The sequence below is a fragment of the Flavobacterium sp. RHBU_24 genome, assembly GCF_046613695.1.
Classification (GTDB): domain Bacteria; phylum Bacteroidota; class Bacteroidia; order Flavobacteriales; family Flavobacteriaceae; genus Flavobacterium.
Map to the genome: position 1 here is coordinate 111,999 of NZ_JBKJHD010000010.1, position 25,844 is coordinate 137,842.

At 44.4% G+C, this 25,844-nt stretch carries 20 protein-coding genes; 7 read left to right on the forward strand and 13 right to left on the reverse strand.

The genetic code is table 11. The annotated features are described in order from the left end of the window. Window positions 1-4: 4 nt before the first annotated feature. Window positions 5-910 carry a TIGR01777 family oxidoreductase gene (locus ACLI09_RS11570; protein ID WP_411419783.1) on the forward strand — a complete coding sequence of 302 codons (906 nt, stop codon included), beginning with the start codon at window positions 5-7 and terminating at the stop codon, window positions 908-910. A 151-nt stretch (window positions 911-1,061) separates the two neighbouring features. Here the strand turns inward: ACLI09_RS11570 and ACLI09_RS11575 are convergent, their stop codons facing one another. Then, entirely contained in the window at window positions 1,062-1,865 is an 804-nt protein-coding gene (locus ACLI09_RS11575; protein WP_411419784.1) for a hypothetical protein, read from the reverse strand. Between the two features lie 131 nt (window positions 1,866-1,996). Here ACLI09_RS11575 and gcvP point away from each other — a divergent pair, with 131 nt between their 5' ends. From gcvP to ACLI09_RS11590, 3 genes are all read left to right on the forward strand, one after another. Then, the gene (gene gcvP, locus ACLI09_RS11580) at window positions 1,997-4,846 is read left to right on the forward strand and encodes an aminomethyl-transferring glycine dehydrogenase (protein WP_411419785.1); all 2,850 of its coding nucleotides are present in this window, start codon (window positions 1,997-1,999) and stop codon (window positions 4,844-4,846) included. Between the two features lie 147 nt (window positions 4,847-4,993). After that, complete coding sequence (locus ACLI09_RS11585) at window positions 4,994-5,371, forward strand: group III truncated hemoglobin (RefSeq protein WP_411419786.1); 378 nt, start codon at window positions 4,994-4,996, stop codon at window positions 5,369-5,371. Between the two features lie 110 nt (window positions 5,372-5,481). Beyond that, window positions 5,482-6,540 (forward strand): 3-oxoacyl-ACP synthase III family protein, encoded by a 1,059-nt coding sequence (locus ACLI09_RS11590; RefSeq protein WP_411419787.1) that lies wholly within the window; start codon window positions 5,482-5,484, stop codon window positions 6,538-6,540. An 83-nt stretch (window positions 6,541-6,623) separates the two neighbouring features. Here ACLI09_RS11590 and ACLI09_RS11595 read toward each other — a convergent pair whose 3' ends face one another. From ACLI09_RS11595 to ACLI09_RS11605, 3 genes are all read right to left on the reverse strand, one after another. Continuing rightward, window positions 6,624-6,869: a redox-active disulfide protein 2 gene (locus ACLI09_RS11595; RefSeq protein WP_411419788.1), complete on the reverse strand. Its 246-nt coding sequence runs from the start codon at window positions 6,867-6,869 to the stop codon at window positions 6,624-6,626. Window positions 6,870-6,934: 65 nt separating this feature from the next. Then, the gene (locus ACLI09_RS11600) at window positions 6,935-8,407 is read right to left on the reverse strand and encodes a lipopolysaccharide biosynthesis protein (RefSeq protein ID WP_411419789.1); all 1,473 of its coding nucleotides are present in this window, start codon (window positions 8,405-8,407) and stop codon (window positions 6,935-6,937) included. Further along, a complete protein-coding gene (locus tag ACLI09_RS11605) occupies window positions 8,407-9,276 on the reverse strand; it encodes a glycosyltransferase family 2 protein (protein ID WP_411419790.1) in 870 nt (289 codons plus the stop codon). The genes ACLI09_RS11600 and ACLI09_RS11605 overlap by 1 nt, the downstream gene beginning before the upstream one ends. A 60-nt stretch (window positions 9,277-9,336) precedes the next feature. Here ACLI09_RS11605 and ACLI09_RS11610 point away from each other — a divergent pair, with 60 nt between their 5' ends. The 3 genes from ACLI09_RS11610 (at window position 9,337) to ACLI09_RS11620 (ending at window position 11,810) form a co-directional block, all read left to right on the forward strand. Further along, window positions 9,337-10,185: a glycosyltransferase family 2 protein gene (locus ACLI09_RS11610; RefSeq protein WP_411419791.1), complete on the forward strand. Its 849-nt coding sequence runs from the start codon at window positions 9,337-9,339 to the stop codon at window positions 10,183-10,185. A gap of 83 nt (window positions 10,186-10,268) precedes the next feature. After that, window positions 10,269-11,009: an MlaE family ABC transporter permease gene (locus ACLI09_RS11615; protein WP_411419792.1), complete on the forward strand. Its 741-nt coding sequence runs from the start codon at window positions 10,269-10,271 to the stop codon at window positions 11,007-11,009. After that, window positions 11,010-11,810: an ABC transporter ATP-binding protein gene (locus tag ACLI09_RS11620; RefSeq protein WP_411419793.1), complete on the forward strand. Its 801-nt coding sequence runs from the start codon at window positions 11,010-11,012 to the stop codon at window positions 11,808-11,810. It abuts the gene before it with no gap. Between the two features lie 38 nt (window positions 11,811-11,848). On the opposite strand, the gene ACLI09_RS11625 is transcribed toward ACLI09_RS11620, so the two are convergent. From ACLI09_RS11625 to ACLI09_RS11665, 9 genes are all read right to left on the reverse strand, one after another. Then, window positions 11,849-15,076 (reverse strand): gliding motility-associated C-terminal domain-containing protein, encoded by a 3,228-nt coding sequence (locus tag ACLI09_RS11625; RefSeq protein WP_411419794.1) that lies wholly within the window; start codon window positions 15,074-15,076, stop codon window positions 11,849-11,851. 15 nt (window positions 15,077-15,091) lie between these two features. Next, on the reverse strand, window positions 15,092-19,363 hold the full coding sequence (locus ACLI09_RS11630) for a gliding motility-associated C-terminal domain-containing protein (protein WP_411419795.1): 4,272 nt from the start codon (window positions 19,361-19,363) through the stop codon (window positions 15,092-15,094). Between the two features lie 116 nt (window positions 19,364-19,479). Then, a complete protein-coding gene (locus tag ACLI09_RS11635) occupies window positions 19,480-20,079 on the reverse strand; it encodes a SprT-like domain-containing protein (protein WP_411419796.1) in 600 nt (199 codons plus the stop codon). A 9-nt stretch (window positions 20,080-20,088) separates the two neighbouring features. Then, a complete protein-coding gene (locus ACLI09_RS11640; RefSeq protein WP_411419797.1) occupies window positions 20,089-20,769 on the reverse strand; it encodes an SDR family NAD(P)-dependent oxidoreductase in 681 nt (226 codons plus the stop codon). Then, complete coding sequence (locus ACLI09_RS11645; protein WP_411419798.1) at window positions 20,769-21,722, reverse strand: M28 family peptidase; 954 nt, start codon at window positions 21,720-21,722, stop codon at window positions 20,769-20,771. Before ACLI09_RS11645 ends, ACLI09_RS11640 begins: the two co-directional genes overlap by 1 nt. A 49-nt stretch (window positions 21,723-21,771) precedes the next feature. Beyond that, window positions 21,772-22,383 (reverse strand): alpha-ketoglutarate-dependent dioxygenase AlkB family protein, encoded by a 612-nt coding sequence (locus ACLI09_RS11650; protein ID WP_411419799.1) that lies wholly within the window; start codon window positions 22,381-22,383, stop codon window positions 21,772-21,774. 79 nt (window positions 22,384-22,462) lie between these two features. After that, a complete protein-coding gene (locus tag ACLI09_RS11655) occupies window positions 22,463-24,163 on the reverse strand; it encodes a pyruvate dehydrogenase complex dihydrolipoamide acetyltransferase (protein WP_411419800.1) in 1,701 nt (566 codons plus the stop codon). A gap of 7 nt (window positions 24,164-24,170) precedes the next feature. Next, window positions 24,171-25,169: a pyruvate dehydrogenase (acetyl-transferring) E1 component subunit alpha gene (gene pdhA / locus ACLI09_RS11660; protein ID WP_411419801.1), complete on the reverse strand. Its 999-nt coding sequence runs from the start codon at window positions 25,167-25,169 to the stop codon at window positions 24,171-24,173. A 189-nt stretch (window positions 25,170-25,358) separates the two neighbouring features. Then, a complete protein-coding gene (locus ACLI09_RS11665) occupies window positions 25,359-25,841 on the reverse strand; it encodes a cytidine deaminase (RefSeq protein WP_411419802.1) in 483 nt (160 codons plus the stop codon). Between the last annotated feature and the right edge of the window lie 3 nt (window positions 25,842-25,844).

The following is a 25,844-nucleotide window of genomic DNA, read 5'->3' on the forward strand; positions in this document are numbered from 1 at the left end:
TGCCATGAAAAAATTAGTAATTGCTGCGGGAACCGGTTTCCTCGGCCAGGCGCTTACTGCCTATTTTAAAGATACCGTTGACGAAATTATCATACTTACCCGGGGTGAAAACCGTAACAATGCCAACATAAAATACGTGCATTGGGATGCTAAAACCCTTAACTGTTGGGAGGCCGAACTGGAACATGCCGATGTGCTGATAAACCTTGCCGGTAAATCAGTTGACTGCCGCTATACAGAGCAAAACAAAAATAAAATTATAGCGAGCCGGGTAGACAGTACCGTAGTATTGGGCAAGGCCATAGCCCAGTGCGACTACCTTCCTCTGCACTGGCTTAACTCTAGTACTGCGACCATTTACCGCCACAGCGAAGACAAACAGATGGATGAAGTGACCGGAGAAGTTGGCGCCGACTTCAGTATGAACGTTGCCAAAATGTGGGAACGTGCATTCTTTTGCTGTCATATACCCACCACCCGGAAAACCGCGTTGCGGACGTCAATTGTGTTAGGCAAGGGCGGCGGGGCGTTCCCTGCCTTATTAAAGTTGGCTCAACTTGGCCTTGGAGGAAAGCAGGGCAACGGCAGGCAATTTGTAAGCTGGATACATGAAACGGACTTTGCCCGCGCGGTAGGTTTCTTAATCCAAAATAAAATGGATGGTGTGGTAAATGTGGTGTCTCCTGCCCCGGTGCGTAATAGTGAGTTCATGACTACTTTGCGTAAAGCTGCGGGTATCCCTTTCGGCATACCCCAACCCAAATGGCTGTTGCAACTGGGTGCCGCAGTCATAGGTACCGAAACCGAACTGGTGCTTAAAAGCAGGAACGTAGTACCGTCACGGCTGCTTGAGGCGGGGTTTAAGTTTGAGTATGCGGAGGTGGAAAGGACGCTTGCGGATTTGGTATAAAAAAGTTTCACAGAGATACACAGAGTAGGCACAGAGGTTCACGGAGTTAAAATTGAGACTGCATTAGAGGGTCAGTTTACCTAAATCTGTATTATTCTTTTGCAGTGCTATATGAATCTCTGTGCCTACCCTGTGTATCTCGCTGTAATGCCTACACCAATATCATCAGCAGCCAAAAAACCGGCACACTTTCCACCCAAAACAACGTATAATACTTATTCCGGTCGGGCGATGCGCCTAAGGTAAACAGGCCTACGGCGAATATCAGCATTACGTTAACTAATAATTGCTTATTATCGATACTGTGCCTTAAAAATTCGAGGAAGTAGAAAAATCCCAACAAAATTATATTCAGCACTTTGGTATTCTTAACCCCTATTTTTTGCGGAACGGTCTTCAGGTTGGGGTCGTCTACACTGAGGTCGATAATCTCAAAAATAAGGATAAGGATAATGACCAGTAAAAACCGCTGGCAGAACTTTAGCCAGGCATCATGGCCTAAATCTAAGCCGGCATTAAGCAGCGGCATCAGGGTGGTAACCCCTGCCCAGCACAAGGCTACTATATAAATTTTTATCCCGGCAAGGCTTCGTAAATTGCCCCTTGGCGAAACCGGCACGGCGTACAGCACGGCACATACTCCCAAAACCAGAGCGGCCAGTTGCGCTTTTAGCGAGAGCCGGAAAAAACATAAACCGCCAAGGAGTAATGACAAAATGCTGATAGCGGCTACAACTTTATGATAGGAACTGATGGATGAATGCCTGCGGAAACGTTCTTCATACTTAATAAAGTTGTAGCCAAACACCGTCCCGAAAAATGCGAAACCAGCCATGGCCGCGCTAAAAGGCAGGTTAAACATGTGGTTGGTCATCAGCACCAGGCAAAGCACGGCCACAGCCACATGTATGCTGCCGTGTATGTACAGGTAAAAAAGCTGTTTTATCGCCTTCATCTTACAAAATTAGTCAATATCACAACAGTTATTAACTTGTGTTGAAAAATTCACAAATAGCTGTTTACAGGGGCATAAAAAATTGAAGATAAATCACTAATTTTGTGCCTTTAAAACACGCAACTAAATATATGAAAACAGATGCTTTTGCTTTAAGGCACATTGGCCCCAGGGAGGCTGACCTTCAGCACATGTTCAAAACCATTGGCGTAGACAATATGGGCCAGTTAATATATGAAACACTCCCGGATGACATCCGCCTGAAAGCGCCGCTAAACCTTGACCCGGCACTTACCGAGTACGAATACCTGAACCACATTACCCAACTGGGCAATAAAAATAAAATTTTTAAGAGCTACATAGGCCTGGGTTACCACCCTGCCATTGTTCCGGCTCCTATTCAGCGTAACATTTTTGAAAATCCGGGTTGGTATACCGCTTACACGCCCTACCAGGCCGAGATAGCGCAGGGCCGCCTTGAAGCGCTGCTTAACTACCAGACTACTGTTATAGAGCTTACCGGTATGGAAATAGCCAACGCGTCGCTGCTTGACGAAGGTACCGCTGCCGCTGAGGCTATGGCACTTCTTTTTGATGTGCGCACCCGAGACCAGAAAAAAAATAACGTAAACAAATTCTTCGTTAGCGAAGAGATACTGCCGCAAACCCTTAGCGTGCTGCAAACGCGCTCTACCCCTATAGGCGTAGAACTGGTAATAGGCAACCACGAGGAGTTTGATTTTTCAGGAGAGTTCTTTGGAGCCATACTACAATACCCGGGCAAATTTGGCCAGGTGCATGATTATGCCGCTTTTATCGCAAAAGCGAAAGAATACAATATTAAGACAGCCGTTGCCGCCGATATACTAAGCCTTGTAAAACTTACAGCGCCGGGCGAACTTGGTGCCGATGTGGTGGTGGGTACCACCCAGCGCTTTGGTATCCCTATGGGGTATGGCGGGCCTCATGCGGCGTTCTTTGCTACGAAGGAAGAGTACAAACGCTCTATGCCGGGCCGTATCATTGGTGTAACCATCGACATGAATGGCAACCGTGCGCTTCGTATGGCGCTTCAAACACGTGAGCAGCACATCAAACGCGAAAAAGCTACCTCTAACATTTGTACCGCACAGGTACTGCTTGCCGTTATGGCGGGTATGTATGCGGTGTACCACGGGCCTAAAGGCTTACAGTACATTGCCGATAAAGTTCACGCATCTGCCGTTACAACTGCCGATGCGCTTAACAAACTTGGCGTTTACCAGACCAATACATCATTCTTCGATACGATAGTAGTTAAGGCTGATGCTGCTAAAGTTAAGGCCGTTGCCGAAGCTAAGGAGATCAACTTCTATTATGTTGACGAAAACACGATTTCAATTTCGTTTAACGAAACCACTTCGCTAAAAGACATTAACGATATTGCTGGTGTATTTTCGGAAGCAACCGGTAAAACTGCTGAAGCTGTTACGGCGCTAACTGAAACGGTTCACATACCGGAAAGCCTTGTAAGGACTACCGAATTCCTTAAGCACGATGTGTTTAACAAATACCACAGCGAAACGGCGTTGATGCGCTACATTAAAAAACTGGAGCGCCTTGACCTTGCTCTTAACCACAGTATGATTTCGCTGGGTTCGTGTACCATGAAGCTTAACGCCGCTGCCGAAATGCTGCCACTTAGCCAGCCGAACTGGAACAGCATTCACCCATTTGCCCCGGTTAACCAGGCAGAAGGTTACCAGACGATGCTTAAAAAATTGGAGGAGCAGCTTAACGAAATTACCGGTTTTGCAGGTACTACGCTACAGCCTAACAGTGGCGCCCAGGGCGAATACGCGGGCCTTATGGTAATACGCGCGTACCAGGAATCTATTGGCCAAAGCCACAGGAACATTGCCCTGATACCTGCTTCGGCACACGGCACCAACCCTGCTACCGCCCACATGGCCGGTATGGAGGTTGTGGTTACAAAAACATCTGAAAACGGAAACATAGATGTAGAAGACCTTAAAGCCAAGGCAGAACTGCACAAGGATAACCTTGCCTGCCTTATGGTAACCTACCCGTCTACCCACGGTGTATATGAGGCTTCTATCATCGAGGTTATAAACATCATCCATGAAAATGGCGGCCAGGTATATATGGACGGAGCTAACATGAACGCTCAGGTGGGATTAACTAACCCGGGCACCATAGGCGCTGACGTTTGCCACCTTAACCTGCACAAAACCTTTGCTATACCTCACGGTGGCGGTGGCCCGGGCGTAGGCCCTATTTGTGTGGCAAAACACCTTGTTCCGTTCCTGCCTACTAACCCTGTTATTGCAACAGGCGGCAACAAAGCCATTACAGCAATATCGGCGGCGCCTTGGGGCTCGGCCTTGGTTTGCCTTATCTCTTATGGCTACATTACCATGCTGGGCGAAGAAGGCCTTAGGAGCTCGACTGAGCATGCTATACTGAACGCCAACTATATTAAAGAGCGCCTTGCAGGGTCTTTCGACACGCTGTATACCGGCGAAATGGGCCGTGCTGCCCACGAAATGATACTGGAATGCCGTCCGTTTAAAGCGAATGGCGTAGAGGTTACCGATATTGCCAAGCGTTTGATGGACTATGGTTTCCACGCGCCTACGGTGTCGTTCCCCGTTGCGGGTACGCTGATGGTAGAGCCTACCGAAAGTGAGAACCTTGAGGAGCTTGACCGTTTTTGCGACGCGATGATCGCCATCCGTAAAGAGATTGACGAAGTAAGCGCTGACGATAAGAACAACGTGCTTAAAAATGCACCGCACACGCTGGCTATGCTTACGGCTGACAATTGGGATTTCCCATACAGCCGCGAGAAAGCTGCCTATCCGCTGGAGTACCTGCACGAAAATAAATTCTGGCCGGGCGTACGCCGCGTAGACGATGCCTACGGCGACCGTAACCTGGTTTGCTCATGCGCGCCTATTGAAGCGTATATGGAAAACTAAGATTTTTTATACTATAAAAAGCTGCCTTCGGGCAGCTTTTTTTATATCACGAAGTATGGAAAGCATACATTTTGCACAACTTGCACCTCCTTCGTTTAACTTTGTGGACCATTGCGTAATAAAATGTGAAATACATTGTGAAGAATAATGACCGATATCCTAAACCGCCGCGACCTCGAAATACTCCTCCGGAGTTTTTACGGCAAACTTTTGAAAGACCCTGCCATAAGCTATATTTTTACCGATGTGGCTAAAATAAATTTGGAGGAACACCTGCCGCACCTCGTCGATTTCTGGGAGCAAATGCTGTTTCATACCGGCGGCTACCGCAAAAACGTGATGCAGCTGCACCTCGACCTCAACGCCAAGGAGCATTTGACAGAGAAACATTTCGAAATCTGGCTCAGCACTTTCAATACTACAGTCGATGGCCTTTTTGTAGGAGAAAACGCTGAAAACGCAAAAACGCGGGGGCTTTCTGTTGCTACTATAATGAAAATAAAGTTTGCCCAACAAGGGGTTTAATTGTATTTTGCATCCGAATAAAAATAATATGCAAGCATAGTAATTTTAACGTGTTTGCATTAATATTATCGTTACATTAGCTATTGTAAAACAAACAGGCCTTTAAAACAATGAATATTAAAATTACAGGTTCAGGAAGCTATATCCCAAACCGTATAGTACCCAATACTGATTTCGCAAAACACGAGTTTTTAAGCGATGAAGGTACGCCACTGCCCTATTCTAACGAGATAATAGCTGAGAAGTTCCAGCAGATAACCGGGATAGCAGAGCGCCGCTACGCAGACGACGACCTGCTTACCAGCGACATTGCTTTCTTTGCTGCCCAAAAGGCTATTGAAGACAGTGGCATTGACGCTGAAAGCCTTGATTATATCATATTAGCCCATAACTTTGGCAATGTTAAACACGGTGCCATACAAACCGACCTGGTTCCCAGTATTGCCAGCCGCGTAAAGCACAGCCTGCGCATTAAAAACCCTCGTTGCGTGGCCTATGATATCCTTTTTGGGTGCCCGGGCTGGGTAGAGGGCGTTATGCAGGCTATGGCGTTCATAAAAAGCGGCATGGCTAAGAAATGCCTTGTTGTAGGCGCCGAAACCCTTAGCCGGGTGATAGACCCGCACGACCGCGACAGCATGATATACAGCGACGGAGCAGGCGCAACCATTATAGAAGGCACTGATGATGAAGGCGGTATACTGGCACACTCCAGCGCGTCGTTTACTTATGACGAGGCGTATTTTTTGTTCTTTGGTAACTCGTTTAATAAAGAACACGACCCAGATGTGCGCTACATAAAAATGTATGGCCGCAAGATATATGAGTTTGCGCTTAGTAATGTGCCCAAGGCCATGAAAGAGTGCGTAGAGAAAAGCGGCCTGCCCCTTAGCGCCGTTAAAAAAATACTGATACACCAGGCAAACGAAAAGATGGACGAGGCCATAGTGCAGCGTTTTTATAAACTGCACGATGCCACCCCACCGGAAGGTATTATGCCGATGAGCATCCATACGCTGGGCAACAGCAGTGTGGCGACCATACCTACTTTATATGACATGCTTATTAAAGGGCAGCTGGCTAACCAGGAGCTTAACAAAGGCGACGTGGTGCTTTTTGCAAGTGTAGGCGCCGGTATGAACATCAATGCGTTTATTTATAAAATATAAGGTTTAGCAACAATCTTAAAATTTAAAGGGCTTGCCTATCCAGTGATAAGCAATCCCTTTTTACATTAATTATAATCAGTCACTTATAAATTTCTCGCCTTAATCTCTTTGTTTATTTCTTTAATTGCATTGAGGTTGATAATCAAAATGGGTAGTAGCGCTATGGGCACAACCGATAAAGCGCTAAAACCTTTAGTAAGGGAATTATATATATTTAGACAAAACAGTAATCCTAGCATTCCTGCCAGCATATACGTTACAGGGGCTAATATCTTTTTGCTTTTTAGAAGTTCTTCATTGGTCATTTCGGCCGGTTTCTTGCTTTTCATAATTGATTGATTTTGTTATGCCAAATATCAATAATTCAAGTCGCTTTTGCAAAAAAATCAGTAAACTATGACGGCCTGATTTTGCTAAGTAGTTGCCCCACCCAAACATTTAGCTGGTACACGAGCCTTAATCTGTATACTACCACTACAGTAATAACTACATATAGCCCGCATTTATATATCAGGTTTATAATGTGCGACGCTACAAACGGTAAAAAGTAAACGCCCACCATTGCCAACCCAAAAATGAACGCCATTTTTAAAAACTTGTTATCAAAAGGCAACAGGCCAAACTTTTTATAAATAAAAATCAGCTTGCTGATGTTAAATAGTGTCATGCTTACAAACGATGCCCATGCCACCCCTACTATGCCGTAACCGGAATTGATGAGAAGTATATTGAGCGATACGTTTATTATAATGAGTAACAACACCGCCACCAGATTAAAGCGGTAATACTTAGAGTAAGTAATAATTTCGCCGTTAAAGCCCGTAGCCATGTTAATCAGTACGCTAAAACCCAATATTAGTATGATAGGCATGGTTTGCTGCAGCTTGCCATAATCAGGCATGAGGCGAAAGAGGTCTTCCAACCCCAAAAAAATACAGCCGTACAGCACCGCCCCAATGAAAAACAACAGGCGCGCAATTTCTTTATACTTTATGCTCAGTTCTTTAAGGTTGTGGTCTTTAAGGAAATTGGAAATTATGGGTGCGTATAGGGCAAACATCCCAACGGCGGGTATCTGCAATGTCGTAGCCAGTATAGATCCCGTGCTAAAAATTCCGTTTTCCGTATACGACAGCATCCTCGGGATGATAATAGCATCTATACGGAATGCCAACAGCGAGCCCAGGCTTCCTGCCAGTGAATACAGGCTGTAGCGGTAGTAATCTTTTCGTGAAATTTCGCCAAAAAGTGTTTTAAAACGGTAATTGAAGCCCGGCTTGTAGCGCTTAAACAGGTAGAGTGCCGTAAAAACCAGTATCAATACATAGCCTGCCATATACAGCAATATCCCGGTTTCCCTGCTTGCTATCTTATACACCACCAGCAAAAATGCCGCGGGGAGTACTATTTTAGGGATTATCTTCTCAAAAAGTGTAGGTACCGCTATCCTTTGTAAATCTTGCAACTGCTTTTTAAACAACTCTACAAAAGCCAGCGTAACCGCAATGGGGAAAGCGTAGTAAATAAGGTTCTTAAAAGCATCGTTACTGAGTTGCATATAAGTGGCTACCAATGCAAAAGTTATTATACTTACCGCACCTACCGATACTAAACTGTAATTGAACAGCTGTTTCTGGTGGCGCTCGTCAAGCGCGGGATAAAATTTTATGAGCGACTGGCTGGCACCCAGCACCATAATAGGGAACAGTATGCCCCAAACGCCATCTATAGCACGGATGATGCCCTGAAACTCAAAATCTTTAGGGTAAATAAGTAATGAAGACACTACCCCTATACCGGTGCCCAGGTAATTGATGATGGCAAAAAGCACCACCTGCTTCATAGGGGCTACGCGCTTTTTCTCCATTACATGGCATTTTTTCTTGCCGCCTTTATGGAAGCGGGGTTACATACAAACTTCAGGTAATACCCCATAAGGGTTGAAGCCATTTTTATTATTTGGCCTGAGCTATAAAATTTGCGGAAGTATTTTGGCAGGCCAACTGCTTCTTTCAACCCTTGTGCTTTGGCTTTACCAAAAGAGAGGTTTGGGTTAATCAGGGTACTGAGTATGCGGTATTTGCTTTGGGTAACATCCTTATTAAAGTTGCGCGTAATAACGCGGTCGTGTACTATGCGTGATTTGGTATCAACAGCTATTAAAAACTTATGGTACAGTACCCTGTCGCAATAGTTGCGGTCTTCGCCGTAATGGCCAAAAAGCGGCTCAAAATAACCCACTTTCTCCACACATTTTTTACTCAGCATCCAGGCAGCGGCATTTACAAAAGGCACTAAAGGCAAGCCGTTTATTTCCCCGTTTTTACGGGAAAGATAAGTTGCAAAAGCGGTATCGTACTCAGTTTCATTGTCCTGAAAATGTAGCGGGCTTAGCAGGCCTATTTGTGTATTGGTTTCCATAGCATCAACCAAACTTTTAATAGTATCTTCAAAAATCCACGCATCCTGGTTAAGCAAAAAGAGGTAATTGGCGCCTTCGGCCAGAGCCTTTTTCATGCCTATAGTATTGGCTTTACCAAATCCAAGGTTACTGCCCGTCTGTATTACATTAACTTCAGGATATTGTTGCAACAGCGCAACCGAATTATCGGTACTCTGGTTATCAACCGCGATAATACGCACCGGATACGACGAAGCCAGTAAGGACTGGATGTTTTTATCAATCCAGCGGGCGCCGTTGTAGGTAACAATAATTACAAATACGTTCTTATCCAAGGTTTCTCTTTTCGGTTAGCGCAAAATTAAAGATATTTGCACAGCATTCTGCACATCCTTATGAAATACTACGTAATAATACCCGCGCACAACGAAGAAGCCTTTATGGGCGTTACCTTAGATTCGCTTGCCGCGCAAACTGTACTGCCCGCAAAGGCTGTAATAGTAAACGACAATTCTACTGACCGCACCGGAGAAATAGTACAGCAGTATACCGAAAAATACCCGTGGATATCGTTGGTAAACAAGAAATCGGAAGCTGTGCACCTGCCCGGAAGCAAGGTAGTGCAAGCTTTTAACGCAGGCTATGCCACGGTAGATGAAAATTATGATATTATAGTAAAGCTGGATGCCGACCTTATACTCCCACCTGATTATTTTGAAACCGTGCTTGATGCTTTTAAGCAGGATGACAACGTGGGTATGGCCGGTGGCTTTGCCTATATAGAAAAAAACGGCGACTGGGTTATAGAAAGCCTTACCGATAAAGACCACATACGTGGGGCATTTAAAGCTTACCGCAAAGCGTTGTTTATGCAAATGGGAGGCCTGCGCACGGCCATGGGTTGGGATACCGCTGATGAGCTTATTGCAAAATTCCATAACTGGAAGGTGGTAACACTACCCCAACTGGTTGTTAAACACCTTAAGCCCACTGGTGCTAATTATAATAAAGCAGCGCGTTATAAACAGGGCGAAGCGTTTTATACATTGGGCTACGGGCTTACCATTACCACTATTGCTGGGGCAAAGCTTGCCATGCGAAAGGGAAAGCCGCTACTGTTTATAGATTATATAAAAGGATTTTTACAGGCAAAAAGCCAGAAAAAACCTTTACTCGTTACTACAGAGCAGGCAAAGTGGATACGCAACTACCGCTGGAAGAAGATGAAAGAGAAGGTTTTTTAGTCGTGGAAGTATTAAAAAACTATTAACTACAATCAAAAAACGAATGTAAATCGGTACATTAGCCAATATTTTCCTTACATTAAATGATAAAAGCTTTAGACCAGATAGGCCGCTACTTCCTTATGCTTGTGGAGGTTTTTAATAAACCTACCAAGTGGAAGGTAATGAGGCCGTTAATATTTAAAGAGATAGACGACCTTATTATAGGCTCCATGGCCATTGTAGCCTTTATATCATTCTTTATAGGCGGGGTTGTGGCCATACAAACCGCGCTTAACCTTACTAACCCGCTTATACCGAAATCGCTTATTGCGTTTGCCACCCGGCAATCCGTTATACTTGAATTCTCGCCAACTTTTATATCCATTATTATGGCGGGACGTGCAGGCTCGTACATTACATCGAGCATAGGCACAATGAGGGTAACCGAGCAGATAGACGCGCTTGAGGTTATGGGTGTTAATTCTATTAACTACCTTGTTTTCCCTAAAATTATAGCCTTTATTTTATATCCATTTGTAATTGCGGTGTCTATTTTCCTGGGAATTGTAGGGGGCTGGCTGGCTGGTGTAAACGGCGGCTTTATATCTAGCGACGAATTTTTAAGGGGTATACAAACAGATTTTCAGCCCTTTCATATTGCCTACGCTTTTATCAAAACGTTTATATTCGGGTTTATACTTGCAACCATACCATCATTCCACGGTTTTTATATGAAAGGCGGCGCGCTCGAAGTAGGAAAAGCCAGTACCATATCGTTTGTATGGAGCTGCGTGGTAATTATTTTAATTGACTTTATATTAACCCAGTTATTGCTAAGCTAAATGATAGAGGTAAACAACATAGTAAAATCGTTTGGTGATGTTACCGTGCTTAAAGGTATTTCTACATCTTTTGAACCCGGAAAAACCAACCTCATCATAGGACGGAGCGGCTCGGGTAAAACCGTAATGCTTAAAACCCTTCTGGGCATACACCAACCCGATAGCGGCAGTATATCTTTTGACGGGCGTATTTATGGTGACCTTAAGCCAGACGAAAAAAGGGCGCTACGTACCGAAATAGGCATGGTGTTTCAGGGCAGCGCGCTCTTTGACAGCCTTACGGTAGAGCAAAATGTGGCGTTCCCACTGCAAATGTTTACTTCTAAGCGCGCCCGAGAAATACGGGATCGTGTAAATGAGGTCCTGGATCGTGTAAACCTGAAAGATGCAAACAAAAAGTTTCCAAACGAAATATCGGGGGGTATGCAAAAAAGGGTGGCAATAGCCCGGGCCATTGTAAATAATCCAAAATATCTGTTTTGTGACGAACCTAACTCGGGCCTGGACCCCGAAACAAGTATTGTAATTGACGAGTTGGTACAGGAAATTACAAAGGAGTATAATATTACCACGGTAATTAATACCCACGATATGAACTCTGTATTGCAGATAGGCGAAAAAATTGTGTTCCTTAAAAATGGACTCAAGGAGTGGGAAGGCGATAAAGAGCAAATACTTGAAACAAGAAATAAATCGATAGTTGAATTTGTATATTCGTCTGAGCTGTTTAAAAAAGTGCGCGAAAGCCTGCTTGCAGAAGAAGAAGAAAACCATCAAAACGATAACAACAAAAAAGCTTAGGGAAACCTAAGCTTTTTGTGCTTTATATTTACTGTCATTTACACTTTCTTCTGCAAATATACCCACCCGGTTACTTGTTTGTCGGCTAAGGTAATTATATAAAAATAGGTTCCGGTAGGCAGGTCACCTTTATCAGACTGGCCGTGCCATTCGTTAATGTAGTTATCCTTTTCATATACTTCCATTCCGTACCTGTTGAATATTTTAATGTGTCTTACCTCAAGGTTACTTAGATCGAAGCTGTCGTTATTGCCATCATCATCCGGCGACACGCCCCTTGGTATAAAACAGTTGGTATTATCTACAGGTATAGATGCCGTACTTACACAGCCCGATGTATTTGTTACGGTAACAGTATAAACACCGGCTTCCTTGCTATCTATATTTGCCGTTTCGCCCGTATAATTATAACCACCGGGGCCTGTCCATTCTATTGTATTGGCATCTATTTCGGCTATGTTGGTTATTACAATAGTATAATTTCCATCTACACAATTTCCAAAAACTTCAACCGGAAAAGAATTGATGCCTACTATTTCAAGGTTCACCATTGCTTCATCGGTACTATTGCAGCCCGATGTAATATAAGAAAATTGATACTGCCCGGCATCAAGGCCGTTAAATGACACTACAGAACCGTTTAAGGCCCCTGTGGCAAGTGTATCTTGCCAGGCGCCATCTGTATCAGTACCGGCATCTAAAAAATCTGCAAGGTCAATTTCCTGTCCCTGGTTACAAAAAGTCAGAAACATATCGCTACCCGAATTAGGCAGCGCGATGGGCAACACCTCATATTCTAAAATAGTATCTATACATGAACCCGGCGTGGTAGATACTATCTTTAAATAATAAGTCCCACCCTGAGTTTGCGGGTTAAAGGCCGGAAACAAAAGCTCGGGCGATGTGCTTAATATCTGGTTTGGGCTGCCAGCCCTCCACCATTGGTAGGTTAAAAAAGAAAACTCGCGTACCGAAAGGCTGCTGGCTTCGCCGGGGCAAAATCCTTGCGGTATAATTTCGAGGGCTTTAAGATCGGTAATATCATATATCCTGTTTACAATATTATTACAGGCATCGGTAACGGTAAAAGTATAGGTAGCATCTTCAAGTGCGCTAAAAACGTTACCCTGGCCGTTCATTAAAAAAGGTATGCCATTTTTTTCGGTAATCTGGTAGAGCAATGGCGCCTTTCCCTCGGCATATACCACCACTTCAGAAAAGCCGTTTGTGCAGGGAAACGCATAGGCTTCAACAATCTTTGGCGCATCATAATAGGAAAAAGTATATATTTCTTCACTACACGACGTATAAAATTCTTCGGAATTACCAAATGCATCCACCCCAAAAGTGTGCCTTATCCTGAATTGTCCCTGATAAGGAAAATTGTAATTTACCTGGTTATTTTGTAACGCCAGACCCCCTGCGTACGACACCGGAAAGCCTGTAGCAGGGTTTTCCCAATTGCTCGTTTCTTCATTATAAACCTCAAGCCAAAGCCCTTCACCATTGGTATTATTGGCACTAAACTGAATGTCTACATCAAAAGATCCGCAATTTCGAATTATTTCTACAGCATTGTTATATATCTCGTAACCCTGTATAACAAAATCAGCATCGCGCACATTACCACAATAGTCTGTAGTAGTAAGATGGTATGTGCCCGCAGGAATGCTGCCCATTGTTAGCCACCCAGTTGGGCTAATATACATTGATGTATCAAAAGGCAAAACCTCATTAAACGCAGCAGGTGCCTGCGTTATAAAGGCCTGTTGCAAACTATAATAGTAAATACCTGCAGAAAAAGTGCCTTCATCGGTACCGCATCCCGGCTTAGAATACACCATAAGGGGTAATACAGGCGGAGCAGTAATGGTAGCGTTAACAGTATAAACCGTGCCGCACTGGTCTGTTAAAACAACCGTATAAGTGCCAAGTGGCAAATTGCCAATAGTAAGTTCATCCTGATTAATATATGCTGACACATCCATCGGTATGGGAGTAAAACCGGGAGGCCCTGCTGTAATTTCGCCGGAAACAATAATCCTGCCCAGTGGTAACTTTATTAAAATAGAACCATCGCAGCCCGTTTTTCCATCAAAAACAGCTAAATATGCGGCAACAGGGTTATCAAGAATATCTATAGATTTAGTAAAAGTCCTGCCGCATGCATCGGTAATTTGCACAGTATAACTGCCTGAAGGAACTGTGTTAGCCTCAGTACCATATGTAATTGCAGGATCGCTAAATACGGGGTGCTGGCTGTTATACTGCAAAGGGTTAAAGCCCGGCGGAGCAGAAAGAAATGTAACGGTATATGGCCCGATGTAATGGTTTAGCCCAACATCTAAAGTAAATGTTCCGCATACCTGCGGAATAGCGGTAAGCGATACAGCAGGTGGCTGATTTACCGTATACAATTTTGTTATATTGTTACCGCAGGCATCTGTAAGCTTAAGGTTATACGTATATTGCTGGGTACCATAATAGGGAATTTGTACCGTAACGGTCTGGGCATCGTTATATTGTGCCTGCGTTGCGTTAACAACAGCAGGTGTGCCACCCCCGGGAGGATAAACCGTGTATTCAAAAGTTACAGGAAACAGCATGACATTATTACTACCATAATAATTATATACCAAAATACTGTTACACGATGGTAATGCTCCTGCGCCAAAAGACTGGTCGAGCAACCACAAAGATGAAGGCGGGACAGACATTTGCACAGTTGTAACTATGCCTTCTCCACAATTATCAAATACCCTTACCTGGTACTGGCCCATGGGCAGGCCCGTAAACGTGTTAGAAGGTTGCAGCGGCATTGTTACCGGCCCCGATAATATCTGGTAAGATGCCGCACTGCCCGAGGTTACATTTACCGTAATAGTACCGTTGCCATTACAATATATACCGGTAGCGGTACATTGCAACGGGACCACATTACTGCCTACTACAACGGTGGTGGTTGCTGTATTGCTCTCGCCATTTAATAGCTGCGTTGCAATTACCTGGTAGCTACCTGCAACTAACCCTGCAACCTGAGGTACGGTTACCGTGGTTACAGGGTTAGTGGTATTGGGCAACAGGTAAACGGCATACTCCATAGCAGCCTCAGGGTCGTTACCAATAACTGTTAAAGAGATAGAGCCATTACCTAAACAGGTTTGTGCCACAGAGGTGCCGCTTATAGTAAAGGCCGGTGGCTGGGCATAGGCAAAAAGCCCGGTAAACAGTAAGTTTACCAGGAAGAATGTAAAAAATTTATTCATAGCGTTTTAATTTTTCTACACTTTCTTGAGCAGGTATACCCATCCGGTTACCTGCTTGCCTGCCGAGAGGGTAATTACATAAAAGTAAGTACCGGTAGGCAGGTCGCCTTTATCAGACTGGCCATACCATTCATTAATATAATTATCCTTTTCATATACTTCCATTCCGTACCTGTTGAATATTTTAATGTGCCTTACCTCAAGGTTACTTAGATCGAAGTTTTCATTGTACTCCCCATCGCCGGGAGAAATTCCCCTTGGTATAAAACAATGGGTATTGTCTACATCAATTTCTTCTGTAGCGCTGCATCCGTTTAAGGTGGTTACAGTGGCGATGTATGTACCCTCTGCCCCATCAGTAATATCTGCTGCTTCGGTAACGGAAGTAAAGCCTTCCGGCCCTGTCCAGCTTATAGATGCTACATCAGTTATCTCATCAAGGTTTGTTATGCTTATTATATAACGCTCGTCAACACAGCCTGCCTCAAGCAATACATCAAAGGCATTGGTATTTGGCGACACAAGGTGTTCTTTGGTAGTTGTACAGGTACCGTTAGAAATGGTAACTTCATACAAACCGGTTTCGTTTATTTGTACCGTGCCTGTTGTGGCGGCAGCTTGCAGTGCGCCGTCAAGAAACCATTGGTACGTTACGCCAGTTGTAAAGTTTACCGGGTTTACCGTGAGGGTTATGGTTTGCCCGTCGCACAATACGTCATCGCCCACTATGGCAAACTGAGGATAACTTTGCACATTTACGGTAGTACTGCCCGCCGGGGAAGTACAGCCGTTAACCGTTACCGTAACAGAATATACTCCTGAAGCCAAGGTTGACACTTCCTCAATTAACGGGTTTTGCACGGCAGATGTAAATCCGTTTGGCCCAGACCAGGAGTATGTACCACCGGTAACCAAAGCTACAGATAATTGTATGTCTGCACCTTCACACAAGGGCGCAACCGGAGCTACAACGGGTGCCGCCGGAATATCATTAAGGGTGATGGTAATTGTGGCACTGTCTGGCACGCCACAAAAGTTAACTACAGTATAGCTAAAATGATAGGTTCCCGCAGCTATACCGGAAGTATTAAATGTACCGGCTGTCAGCCCCCCTGATACGTCGTTATCCGTCCAGGTGCCGCCAGCGGTAAAGCTTCCCGCAGCACCTAAGTAAGAGCTTAGGTTTATTGCAGTGCCACTGTTACAAATAGTATCAGCACCATCGAGACCCGCATAAGGCAATGTGCTTACCGGTATGTTTACAGTAGCCGTAGCCGAACTACAGCCATTAACCGTCACGGTTAGATAATAATCACCACCCTGAGCCACGGTTACATTAGGGAGTAACGGGTTTTGAACTGATGATGTAAAGTTGTCCGGGCCTGTCCAGGCATAAGTAGCACCTGTTATTGCAGGCGTCCTAAGCTGTATATCGGCACCTACACACACACCGCTAACGGCATTTATTACCGGCAGGGCAGGTATATCTTTTAATGTAATAGTTATCAACGCGGTATCACTAAGACTACAAAAACCGGTTACAGTATAAGTAAAATGGTAGGTTCCGGCAGCAATTCCTGCCGGGCTAAAAGTACTTCCGCTTAATGCGCCTGAAGCATCATCATCCGTCCATGTGCCTCCTGTATCAAACGTGGTACCTAAGTAAGACGCAAGATTTAAGGGGGTGCCGTCATTACATAGTGTTGCCCCACCGTTAGTACCGGCGTTAGGTATGTAATTTGGCGCTATTGTATATTCAAGCGTCTGGTTAAGGCACGACTCCGGATTTTGAGCAGTAATTTCAAGTACATAAGTACCCGCATCATTAGCAGAATTAAATGCGGGGAAGGTAAGTGTTGCCGTAGTGCCTAATATAGTACCCGGGCTACCCTGTTCATACCACTGGTAACCCAAAAAGGTAAAATCAGGTGCGCTTAGCGTACTTAGTTCACCCTCGCAAAAACCGGTAGCTGTTATTAGGATAGGTGGCTCTTCAGTTATCGTAAAGTCGCGGTTACGTACGTTTCCGCAATCATCCGTAACCTGGAAATTATAGTTAGCCGGCTCCAGCCCGGAGAATAAATTACTGCCTTCGTTGTCTACTGTAAAGGTTGTATCACCATTTTTACTGGTTATAGCGTAGGTAAACGGCGGCACACCGGTAACTTCAATAGCGACCTCAGTAAGCCCTTCGCCACAAGGAAAACTTACAGCGTTTGTTATTTGCGGCCCACCATCAAAAGTAAAATTATAAATTTCATGGAAACAACGGAAGTTAGCACTACTACCGTTGCTGTACACATAAAAATTCTTTACAATCCTGAACTGCCCGGTGTAAGCGTTATCGATGTTAACAGTATTATTAGTTAACAGTACGGAGTTAACAGCAGTTGGCAAACCTGTTGTATAAGGTACACCAGTGCCAGGATGACCCCAGTTACCGGTAACGGGGTCATACTCTTGCAACCAGAACGACTGCGAATAGCTGCCCGTGCTTGAGTTTGCCAAATCTACATAAAAAGATCCGCAATGCGGGATAATCGTTATTTCGTTTTCTTCATGATAGCCTATTACAGTTACTGTTTGTTCCTGCATAAAGCCGCACTGATCTGTAAATTTTATAGTATAATCACCTTCAGGAAGCGAATTCATGTATAACTGTCCTGCAGTATTACCGGTATGGTTGATATTGTCTGAAATATCATCAGGTAAACTTTCTGTATACTCATCTGGGGCATCAGTAATTACTATACTATCAAATAATAAGCCTGAACTCGAAAACACCCTTACAGAACCTTCACCTTCATCGCAGCCAGCCCTTGATATTACTGTTATACCAGCTTCTCCTGCCGAAGGCTGAAGCGTTACCGGATATGTGTATGTATCGCCGCAATTATCAACAATATAAAAAACATAATCGCCTAAGGGTACTCCTAAAAATTCAAATGCTCCAAATTCATTAATAAAAGCAGACAGGTCTGCCGGTACTGTACCTGTATATGCATCGGGGGCATCTGTTATTTGTACAAAAGTTATGATTCGGTTAGGTATAATGATGGTAATATCGCCTGTTGTACTGCCGCAAATTGCCGATGTTGTATCCTGCGGCTCTGCAGGTGGTATCGCTATTTCAATGGTAGCTGTCCCGGTATGCCCGCACGCATCCAGTACCTGCACTGTATAAGTGCCATCCGGAACTGGGTTTCCGGGACTGCCAAACTGAACGTTTTGAGATGTAAAAGTAGGGAAGCCTGTGGTAAAATCTGATGGTATAAACCCCGGAGGAAACCCGGTAAATGTAAGGGTATAGGGTGCCACATAATTAGATGGGGTTACCACAAACGTTTTATCCGCACAGTTAGGGTAATCCGGCTCAATGTTTACGATAAGATCAGTATTTACTATATTGTTATTCTTAGTAAATACGTTGCCACAGGCATCTGTAATTGTAAGGTTATAATAATATTGCTGGTCGTAATAAAATGGTAGGGTAACTATACCCTGCATCTCATTATTGCCACCAGTTACCGTTTGGGTTACAACAGTAGGCGCACCACCACCCGGAGGGTAAACGGTATATGTGAGTGTTATAGGATATATTATACCGTTAATAGATGGAGAGCTATATAAATTAGAAACCTCTATGCTGTTACATGATGGCAGCGCACCACCCAAAAGCGTAACCTGCCCGATGTTTACCTGTGCGGCAACCTGCGTAAGCGTTACCGAAACCACAACTGCCTCACCGCAATTGTCATATACCCTCACCTGGTATAAACCCACCGGAAGGCCGGTAAATACCGGGGTGGTTTGTAGCGGCTTAATTACAGGCCCTGCGGTAATTTCATATGAAACGGCGGTACCGCTGCTCACAATTACCGTTACAGTACCATTATTATTGCAGGTAACGTTACCGGGTACAAGCGTATATTGCAGAGGCACAACATTATTGCTTATTGTAGCATTTGCTGAAGCTGTATTGCTTTCGCCATTTAACGACTGTGTAGCCACAACAATATAACTGCCTGCTGTAAGACTGTTTACAGTAGTGGCACTTGTATTAGTAATGGCGGTACTCGTATTGGGCAGAAGGTATAGCGCATAGGATATATCAGCACCGGCCGCAGTACCGGATACCGCAAAAGACAACGATCCGTTGCCAAGGCAGGTTTGCGGAGTAGGGGTTACAGTTAGTGTAAAATCAGGTAATTGGGCAAGAGCACCTAACGATATAAAAAATAAAAGAGAGGCAAGTGTAAAGCGCGCTACATGTAAAAATGGTTTCATTCCTGCAGTTTTGATTGGTTAGGATAAATATAACGGGTTTAGCCTTATTAAAAAGGGGAAATTGTCATTTTAACATAACCGTTGAAAATAAGTTTACCCTACCTGCTGCTAATTATTTATGGCAAAAGTTCAACCTCGGCGTTAGGGCTAAAGAGGTAAATTCGGCCCGTACCTATTTCAAGGCATTCAAACCGTTTAACACGTTGCGCCCCTTTTTTAAATACTTTGCCGTTATATATGCGGAAAGATGCTCCGTAGGGGAGCTCGTATATGTAATTTTTGTCGGAAGCCTTTTGGTCAAATTGTTTTAGCGCGATAGAAAGTGTAGCATCGGTGTCACTACTTGCTTTGGGATTACGGAAGTGACGGGCCAATAATGGTAGCAGCTGCGGCGGAAAAATCTCTGGCCTTATAAATGGCACCATAAGTTTCTGGAACGTAAGCTTCCATTCGTCGCCATGGGGTTTTATATTACGCCCAAATTTTTCAAAAGCAGCCAGGTGGGCTATTTCGTGTACAAGCGTAATGAGGAAGCGATATTTATTCAGGTTAGCGTTTACGGTAATACGGTGGTAACCGGAAGCATCGCGGTGGTAATCGCCATGCCGGGTAACACGCTCGTTTACAATCTTGAGATGTACCCCGTAGATTTTGATGAGTTCAAAAACCGGCTCTACAGCATGCTCAGGGATGTATTTAGCTAAAACTTCTACCATTTCTAATTATCAGGGCGTAGAGGATGACACCTGTAGCACCTTGCCATTAAAATACTTATTGCCATTAAGCGTAAAATCATAAATGTAATCAGACATCTCACTAGCCGATAGCGGCGCTTCGTAACCGGGAAAGGCCTCCTGAAGCATTTCGGTATTCACCGCGCCCAGGGCGAGTACGTTAAAAGCTATGCCCTTGTCTTTGTATTCTTCAGCTAATAATTCACTTAAGGTAATAACCGCCCCTTTACTGCTGCTGTAGGCGCTAAGGCCTGCAAACTTCATACTGCCCTGTATGCCGCCCATGCTGCTTATGGTTACCACATGGCTGCCCGCAGGCATATAAGGCAGCACTACCCTGTTAAGTGCAGCTACGCCAAATACGTTTACTTTATAGATGTATTCAAACTCGGTTGCAGTTATTTCGCTGAAGGGTTTTAGCAGCAATGCACCGGCATTATGTATGAGCACATCCGCCTTTTGCCACGACGTTTTTAAAAATTCGCCCACGCTTTCCAGCGCATTTTCATCGGCAAGGTCTACTGATAGGCAGGTAATATTCTCATTACCTAAAAGCGATTGCGGAATTTTGCGGGAAACAGCCAGTACATTATGCCCCGCATTGGCAAACTGCAATGCCAACTCATGGCCTATACCCCGGCTGGTACCGGTAATAATTATATTTTTACCCATTATTTTTTTATTACAATGTCGCCTTTGGGCGCGTTTACCATACCACTGATTACCGGGACCATTTGTTGTATAAAGTTAGTCATGGCGACAAGGTCCATATTTTCATACTCATCATCAACGTGGTGGTAGTAATCGAAATTTTCAAAATCGAATGTACATACCGTTTGCGACGGTTTATGAAATTCGTTATAAAAACTGTAGTTATCGCTGCGGCGGAACAGCTGGTACTTCATCTCCACATCAAGATAACCAACCAGTTTTTTTCCGGCATATTCGTTCATCTTATCGCCCATATTGCTGGTAGCCCAGCCGGTAACGTAGGCCAGTATATCGCGTTTCATGGGTACGCCTACCATTTCAAACTCCAGCATGGCATAAAGGTTAAAATCCTGTTTCTTTAGCTTGGCAGCCAAAGAACGTGAACCTAACAAACCTTCTTCTTCCCCAGAGAAAAAGCAGAATAATATGCTGCGTTTGTTGTTTTTCATCTTGCCAAAGTAGTTCACCATTTCGGCAACGGCAGTGGTACCGCTGGCATCATCGTTTGCACCGTTGTAAATACTGTCCAGCGTTGTGGCGGCCTTATCAATGCCAATGTGGTCGTAATGCGCGCCCAGTACTACAAACTCTTTTTTAAGAACGGGATCTGCACCTTCAAGGTAACCTATTACGTTATAAGTAGTTGCCTTATCGTAATTAGTAAGTGTGTCTTTATAAGTAGCGAAGTATGGCTTTACACCGTTCTTTTTAAAAATATCCTCGAGGTAGTTGCCTGCGGTTTCCAGTTCTTTCGTGCCTGACATCCGGCCTTTTAGTTCATCTGACGATAAAAATTTTAGTGTTGCCTCAACAGACTTCTGGTCCACTTTATAATCAGTTGCTTTCGCTTTTTTTTGCGCGCATGATGTTGCTATACATCCGATAGATAAAGCAATGAAGAATATTTTTTTCATGGTTATGTGTTTGTAGGGCTAAAATAAGAAATTAAATGATATTCCCGCGCTATTCGTCAATAGTCCTGAAGGTAAGGTTAACCCTTGGCGTACTAACTTTCTTAGTTGGCGGTAGGCGGTGCAGCCAATGGGTTTGTGTAGTGCCTTTCATAACCAGCAGGCTGCCGTGTTCTAAAAACACATCAACTACACTTTTATCTGCCTTATGCTTAAAGGCAAACTTGCGTTCGGCACCAAAACTCAACGAGGCTATGGCACCGTTTTTCTTCAGGTCTTTTTCGGCGTCGCTGTGCCAGGCCATGCCTTCATTGCCATCATGGTATAAATTTAAAAGGCAGGAATTATAAGTTTCGCGGGTAACTTCTTCAGCCAGTCTTTTAAGTTCGATAAGCTCGGGCGTCCAGGGTAGGGCGTGCTTAGTGGTGTTGCTGTAGGTATATTCAAACGGGCGGTCGCCATACCAGGCCACTTTACGTTTAGTGATAATCAGCTTTCCAAAAATTACCGCTTCATCGTTGCGCCACTCTATTGTATTAAGCAGTGCATCCCGGTAGTGATTGGCTTGCGCCAATAGCATAATATGCCCGTAATAGTTCACCGTGCCATCGTAAGGAAGGAGGTTGCGGGAGGTATCAGGCTCGGGGTTAAACAGGTCTAGCATAATATAAAGATACGACAGGAAGGTAAAACAAAAAACCCATCCGAAGATGGGTTTTTCAATATACGATAAACACTATAACTTATGCAAGCATGGTTACAGGATTTTCTATAAACTGTTTAAGTGTTTGCAGGAACTGCGCACCTGTAGCGCCATCAATAGTACGGTGGTCGCAGGTAAGGGTTACTTTCATAACATTGCCCACAACTATCTGTCCGCCTTTAACTACGGGCTGCTGGATGATAGCACCTACAGAAAGGATGGCAGAGTTAGGCTGGTTGATGATAGAGGTAAACTCGCTGATACCAAACATACCTAAGTTAGAAACGGTAAACGTGCTTCCTTCCATTTCGGCAGGGGCAAGTTTTTTGTTTTTAGCTTTACCGGCAAGGTCGCGCACTGAAGCCCCTATTTGTGTAAGGCTCATGTTGTCGGTAAATTTAAGTACCGGAACAAGAAGGCCGTCTTCAACGGCAACGGCAACACCTATGCTGATGTGCTTATTGTAGATGGTAACGTCATCTTTCCACTGGGTATTAACCTGTGGGTGCTTGCGAAGCGCCATGGCACATGCCTTAACTACCATATCGTTAAACGACACTTTAGTATCAGGCACCGCGTTGATAACGTTACGGCTGGCTATAGCGTTGTCCATATCAAGCTCTATAGTAAGGCTGTATTCCGGCGCGGTGAATTTAGATTCAGCAAGGCGGCGCGCAATAACCTTACGCATCTGGTTGTTTTTAACCTCTTCGGTAGCAACCTCACCAGACGGAACATATGCCGGGGCGGCAGGCTTAGCGGCAGGAGCAGCGCCTTCTTTAGCAGCAGGTGCAGCCTCTTTAGCCGGAGCAGCAGCCGGTGTATAGTTCTCTACGTCTTTTTTAACGATGCGGCCATTTTCGCCGGAACCTTTCACTTTGGCAAGGTCCACACCTTTATCTTTAGCTATTTTGCGTGCAAGCGGTGATATAAATACGCGTCCGCCATCGGCAGTAGCTACTTCTTCGGTAGTTTCTTCTTTTGATTCGGCTGCAGCAGGGGCAGCTTCTTTTTTATCTTCGGTTTTAGCCTCCGCTTTATCTTCAGATTTGGCAGCAGGGGCAGCCGCAGGAGCGCCATCTTTAAATGCGCTAACATCAGTACCCGCAGGGCCGATGATGGCCAGGGTGCTGTCTACAGGGGCAGTTTCACCTTCCTGTACACCTATGTAGAGTAACGTACCGGCATTAAAAGATTCGAACTCCATAGTAGCTTTATCGGTCTCAATCTCTGCAAGAATATCGCCTTCTTTAACCTCGTCTCCTACTTTTTTAAGCCATGTAGCCACGGTGCCATCAGTCATGGTATCGCTTAGGCGCGGCATGGTAACCACAATTACACCTTTAGGAAGTTCTGCTGGGGCAGCCGCTTTTGGCTCCTCTTTCTTCTCTTCTTTTGGTGTATCTTTAGATTCTTCTTTGGCTTCAGCCTTAGGTTCTTCTTTTTTCTCTTCAGCCGGGGCATCGCCACCTTTGCCGTCAAGAAGCGCTTTATAATCTTCGCCTTCTTTACCTATTATGGCCAGAACGCTGTCTACAGGGGCAGTGTCGCCTTCCTGTATGCCTATATATAATAATGTACCTGCATCAAAAGCCTCAAACTCCATAGTGGCTTTATCGGTTTCAATTTCTGCAAGTATATCTCCTTCTTTTACAGTGTCACCCACTTTTTTCAGCCACGTTGCTACGGTACCTTCAGTCATGGTATCGCTCAGTCGCGGCATGGTAATAATTTTTGCCATTTTTTTGTTATAGTTTATGTGGTAAGAATGGATAGTTTTCCTGGTCGTATACTACATCATACATTACATTAGCATCCGGGTACGGAGACTCTTCCGCAAATTTCTCGCACTCGGCAACAAGGTCTTTTACCCTCTCGTCGATCGCTTCAATTTCCTCGTCGGTAGCATACTTGTTTTCTTTAATAATATCAAGCACCTGTGTAATAGGATCTATTTTCCTGTACTCTTCTACCTCATCTTTAGTGCGGTAGTGTTGCGCATCACTCATAGAGTGTCCACGGTAACGGTACGTTTTCATTTCAAGGAAGGTAGGGCCGTCTCCACGGCGTGCGCGCTCTATAGCTTCGGTCATGGCTTCAGCCACTTTTACGGGATTCATTCCGTCTACTGGGCCGCATGGCATTTCGTAGCCTAAACCAAGTTTCCATATATCAGTATGGTTAGCCGTACGCTCTACCGAGGTACCCATGGCATAACCATTGTTTTCTACTATAAATACTACAGGAAGCTTCCACAGCATAGCCATGTTAAAGGCTTCGTGCAGCGAACCCTGGCGTGCGGCACCGTCGCCAAAATAGGTTAGAGTAACACCGCCTGTTTCAAAATATTTATCGGCAAAGGCAATGCCCGCGCCAAGTGGAATCTGGCCACCCACAATACCGTGGCCTCCGTAAAATCCTTTTTCTTTAGAAAAGATGTGCATAGAACCGCCAAGCCCCATGCTGGTACCCGTAGCTTTACCGAGAAGCTCTGCCATAACACGGCGCGGGTCTACACCCATACCAATAGGCTGAGGGTGGTTACGGTAAGCGGTTATCATTTTATCTTTAGAAAGGTCCATAGCGTGCAGGGCACCAGCTAATACTGCTTCCTGGCCATTGTATAAGTGGAGGAAACCCCTAACTTTCTGCTGAATGTATAAAGCAGCAAGTTTATCTTCAAATTTTCTCCAAAACTGCATGTCCTCATACCATTTCAGGTACGTTTCTTTTGTTATTTCTTTCATTGCTTAATTAATGTTGCTCGTAGTACTTAAAAAAGATTTATAGAGAACCGCAAACCCAGTTTTAACATAAATTTGCGAAAGGCAAAAATAGCACATCCCTTTTATAACTAAAAATTTATATCAAGTATTTTACTATTTTTTAAAACACTGAGACAATAAAAAAGGGGATTATTGCAAACCCCTTGTTTTTTATAAGTAGCTGCCTCCAAAAACTAGGGGCAACAGGTTTTTTAATGATGCTGAGTAATACACTTTACCTTCTTCACCCATAAAATATATTTCTATTGGGGTTTCCTGTTTCAATTCATATTCGGCTATACTCTGCCTGCAGGCACCACAGGGCGGTATAGGGTCTGTTACTAACTTGTTTTCAGCGGCTGCGGTAATGGCCATTTTTAAGATTTTAGCCTCAGGATGTACAGCACCGGCGCTAAAAACAGCCACACGCTCTGCGCATAAGCCGCTGGGATATGCGGCATTTTCCTGGTTAGAGCCTAATACCACAACACCATTATCAAGCAAAAGTGCCGTACCTACATGAAATTTAGAATAAGGTGCGTACGATTTTTTACGCACAAGCACTGCCTGCTCCATGAGCTGTGCCACATCTGTAGGTAAATATGCCACGGATGGGTATATGGTAAAAGTTGTAGTAATAGTAAGGTGCTCCATCTG

Bases quoted from the DNA above. Each gene is read 5' to 3' on its own strand.
- ACLI09_RS11625 (WP_411419794.1), bottom strand. From the start codon at position 15,076: ATGAATAAATTTTTTACATTCTTCCTGGTAAACTTACTGTTTACCGGG.
- ACLI09_RS11575 (WP_411419784.1), bottom strand. From the start codon at position 1,865: ATGAAGGCGATAAAACAGCTTTTTTACCTGTACATACACGGCAGCATA.
- ACLI09_RS11595 (WP_411419788.1), bottom strand. From the start codon at position 6,869: ATGAAAAGCAAGAAACCGGCCGAAATGACCAATGAAGAACTTCTAAAA.
- ACLI09_RS11585 (WP_411419786.1), top strand. From the start codon at position 4,994: ATGACCGATATCCTAAACCGCCGCGACCTCGAAATACTCCTCCGGAGT.
- pdhA (WP_411419801.1), bottom strand. From the start codon at position 25,169: ATGAAAGAAATAACAAAAGAAACGTACCTGAAATGGTATGAGGACATG.
- ACLI09_RS11610 (WP_411419791.1), top strand. From the start codon at position 9,337: ATGAAATACTACGTAATAATACCCGCGCACAACGAAGAAGCCTTTATG.
- ACLI09_RS11620 (WP_411419793.1), top strand. From the start codon at position 11,010: ATGATAGAGGTAAACAACATAGTAAAATCGTTTGGTGATGTTACCGTG.
- ACLI09_RS11635 (WP_411419796.1), bottom strand. From the start codon at position 20,079: ATGGTAGAAGTTTTAGCTAAATACATCCCTGAGCATGCTGTAGAGCCG.
- ACLI09_RS11590 (WP_411419787.1), top strand. From the start codon at position 5,482: ATGAATATTAAAATTACAGGTTCAGGAAGCTATATCCCAAACCGTATA.
- ACLI09_RS11655 (WP_411419800.1), bottom strand. From the start codon at position 24,163: ATGGCAAAAATTATTACCATGCCGCGACTGAGCGATACCATGACTGAA.
- ACLI09_RS11640 (WP_411419797.1), bottom strand. From the start codon at position 20,769: ATGGGTAAAAATATAATTATTACCGGTACCAGCCGGGGTATAGGCCAT.
- gcvP (WP_411419785.1), top strand. From the start codon at position 1,997: ATGAAAACAGATGCTTTTGCTTTAAGGCACATTGGCCCCAGGGAGGCT.
- ACLI09_RS11615 (WP_411419792.1), top strand. From the start codon at position 10,269: ATGATAAAAGCTTTAGACCAGATAGGCCGCTACTTCCTTATGCTTGTG.
- ACLI09_RS11600 (WP_411419789.1), bottom strand. From the start codon at position 8,407: ATGGAGAAAAAGCGCGTAGCCCCTATGAAGCAGGTGGTGCTTTTTGCC.
- ACLI09_RS11665 (WP_411419802.1), bottom strand. From the start codon at position 25,841: ATGGAGCACCTTACTATTACTACAACTTTTACCATATACCCATCCGTG.
- ACLI09_RS11570 (WP_411419783.1), top strand. From the start codon at position 5: ATGAAAAAATTAGTAATTGCTGCGGGAACCGGTTTCCTCGGCCAGGCG.
- ACLI09_RS11645 (WP_411419798.1), bottom strand. From the start codon at position 21,722: ATGAAAAAAATATTCTTCATTGCTTTATCTATCGGATGTATAGCAACA.
- ACLI09_RS11650 (WP_411419799.1), bottom strand. From the start codon at position 22,383: ATGCTAGACCTGTTTAACCCCGAGCCTGATACCTCCCGCAACCTCCTT.
- ACLI09_RS11630 (WP_411419795.1), bottom strand. From the start codon at position 19,363: ATGAAACCATTTTTACATGTAGCGCGCTTTACACTTGCCTCTCTTTTA.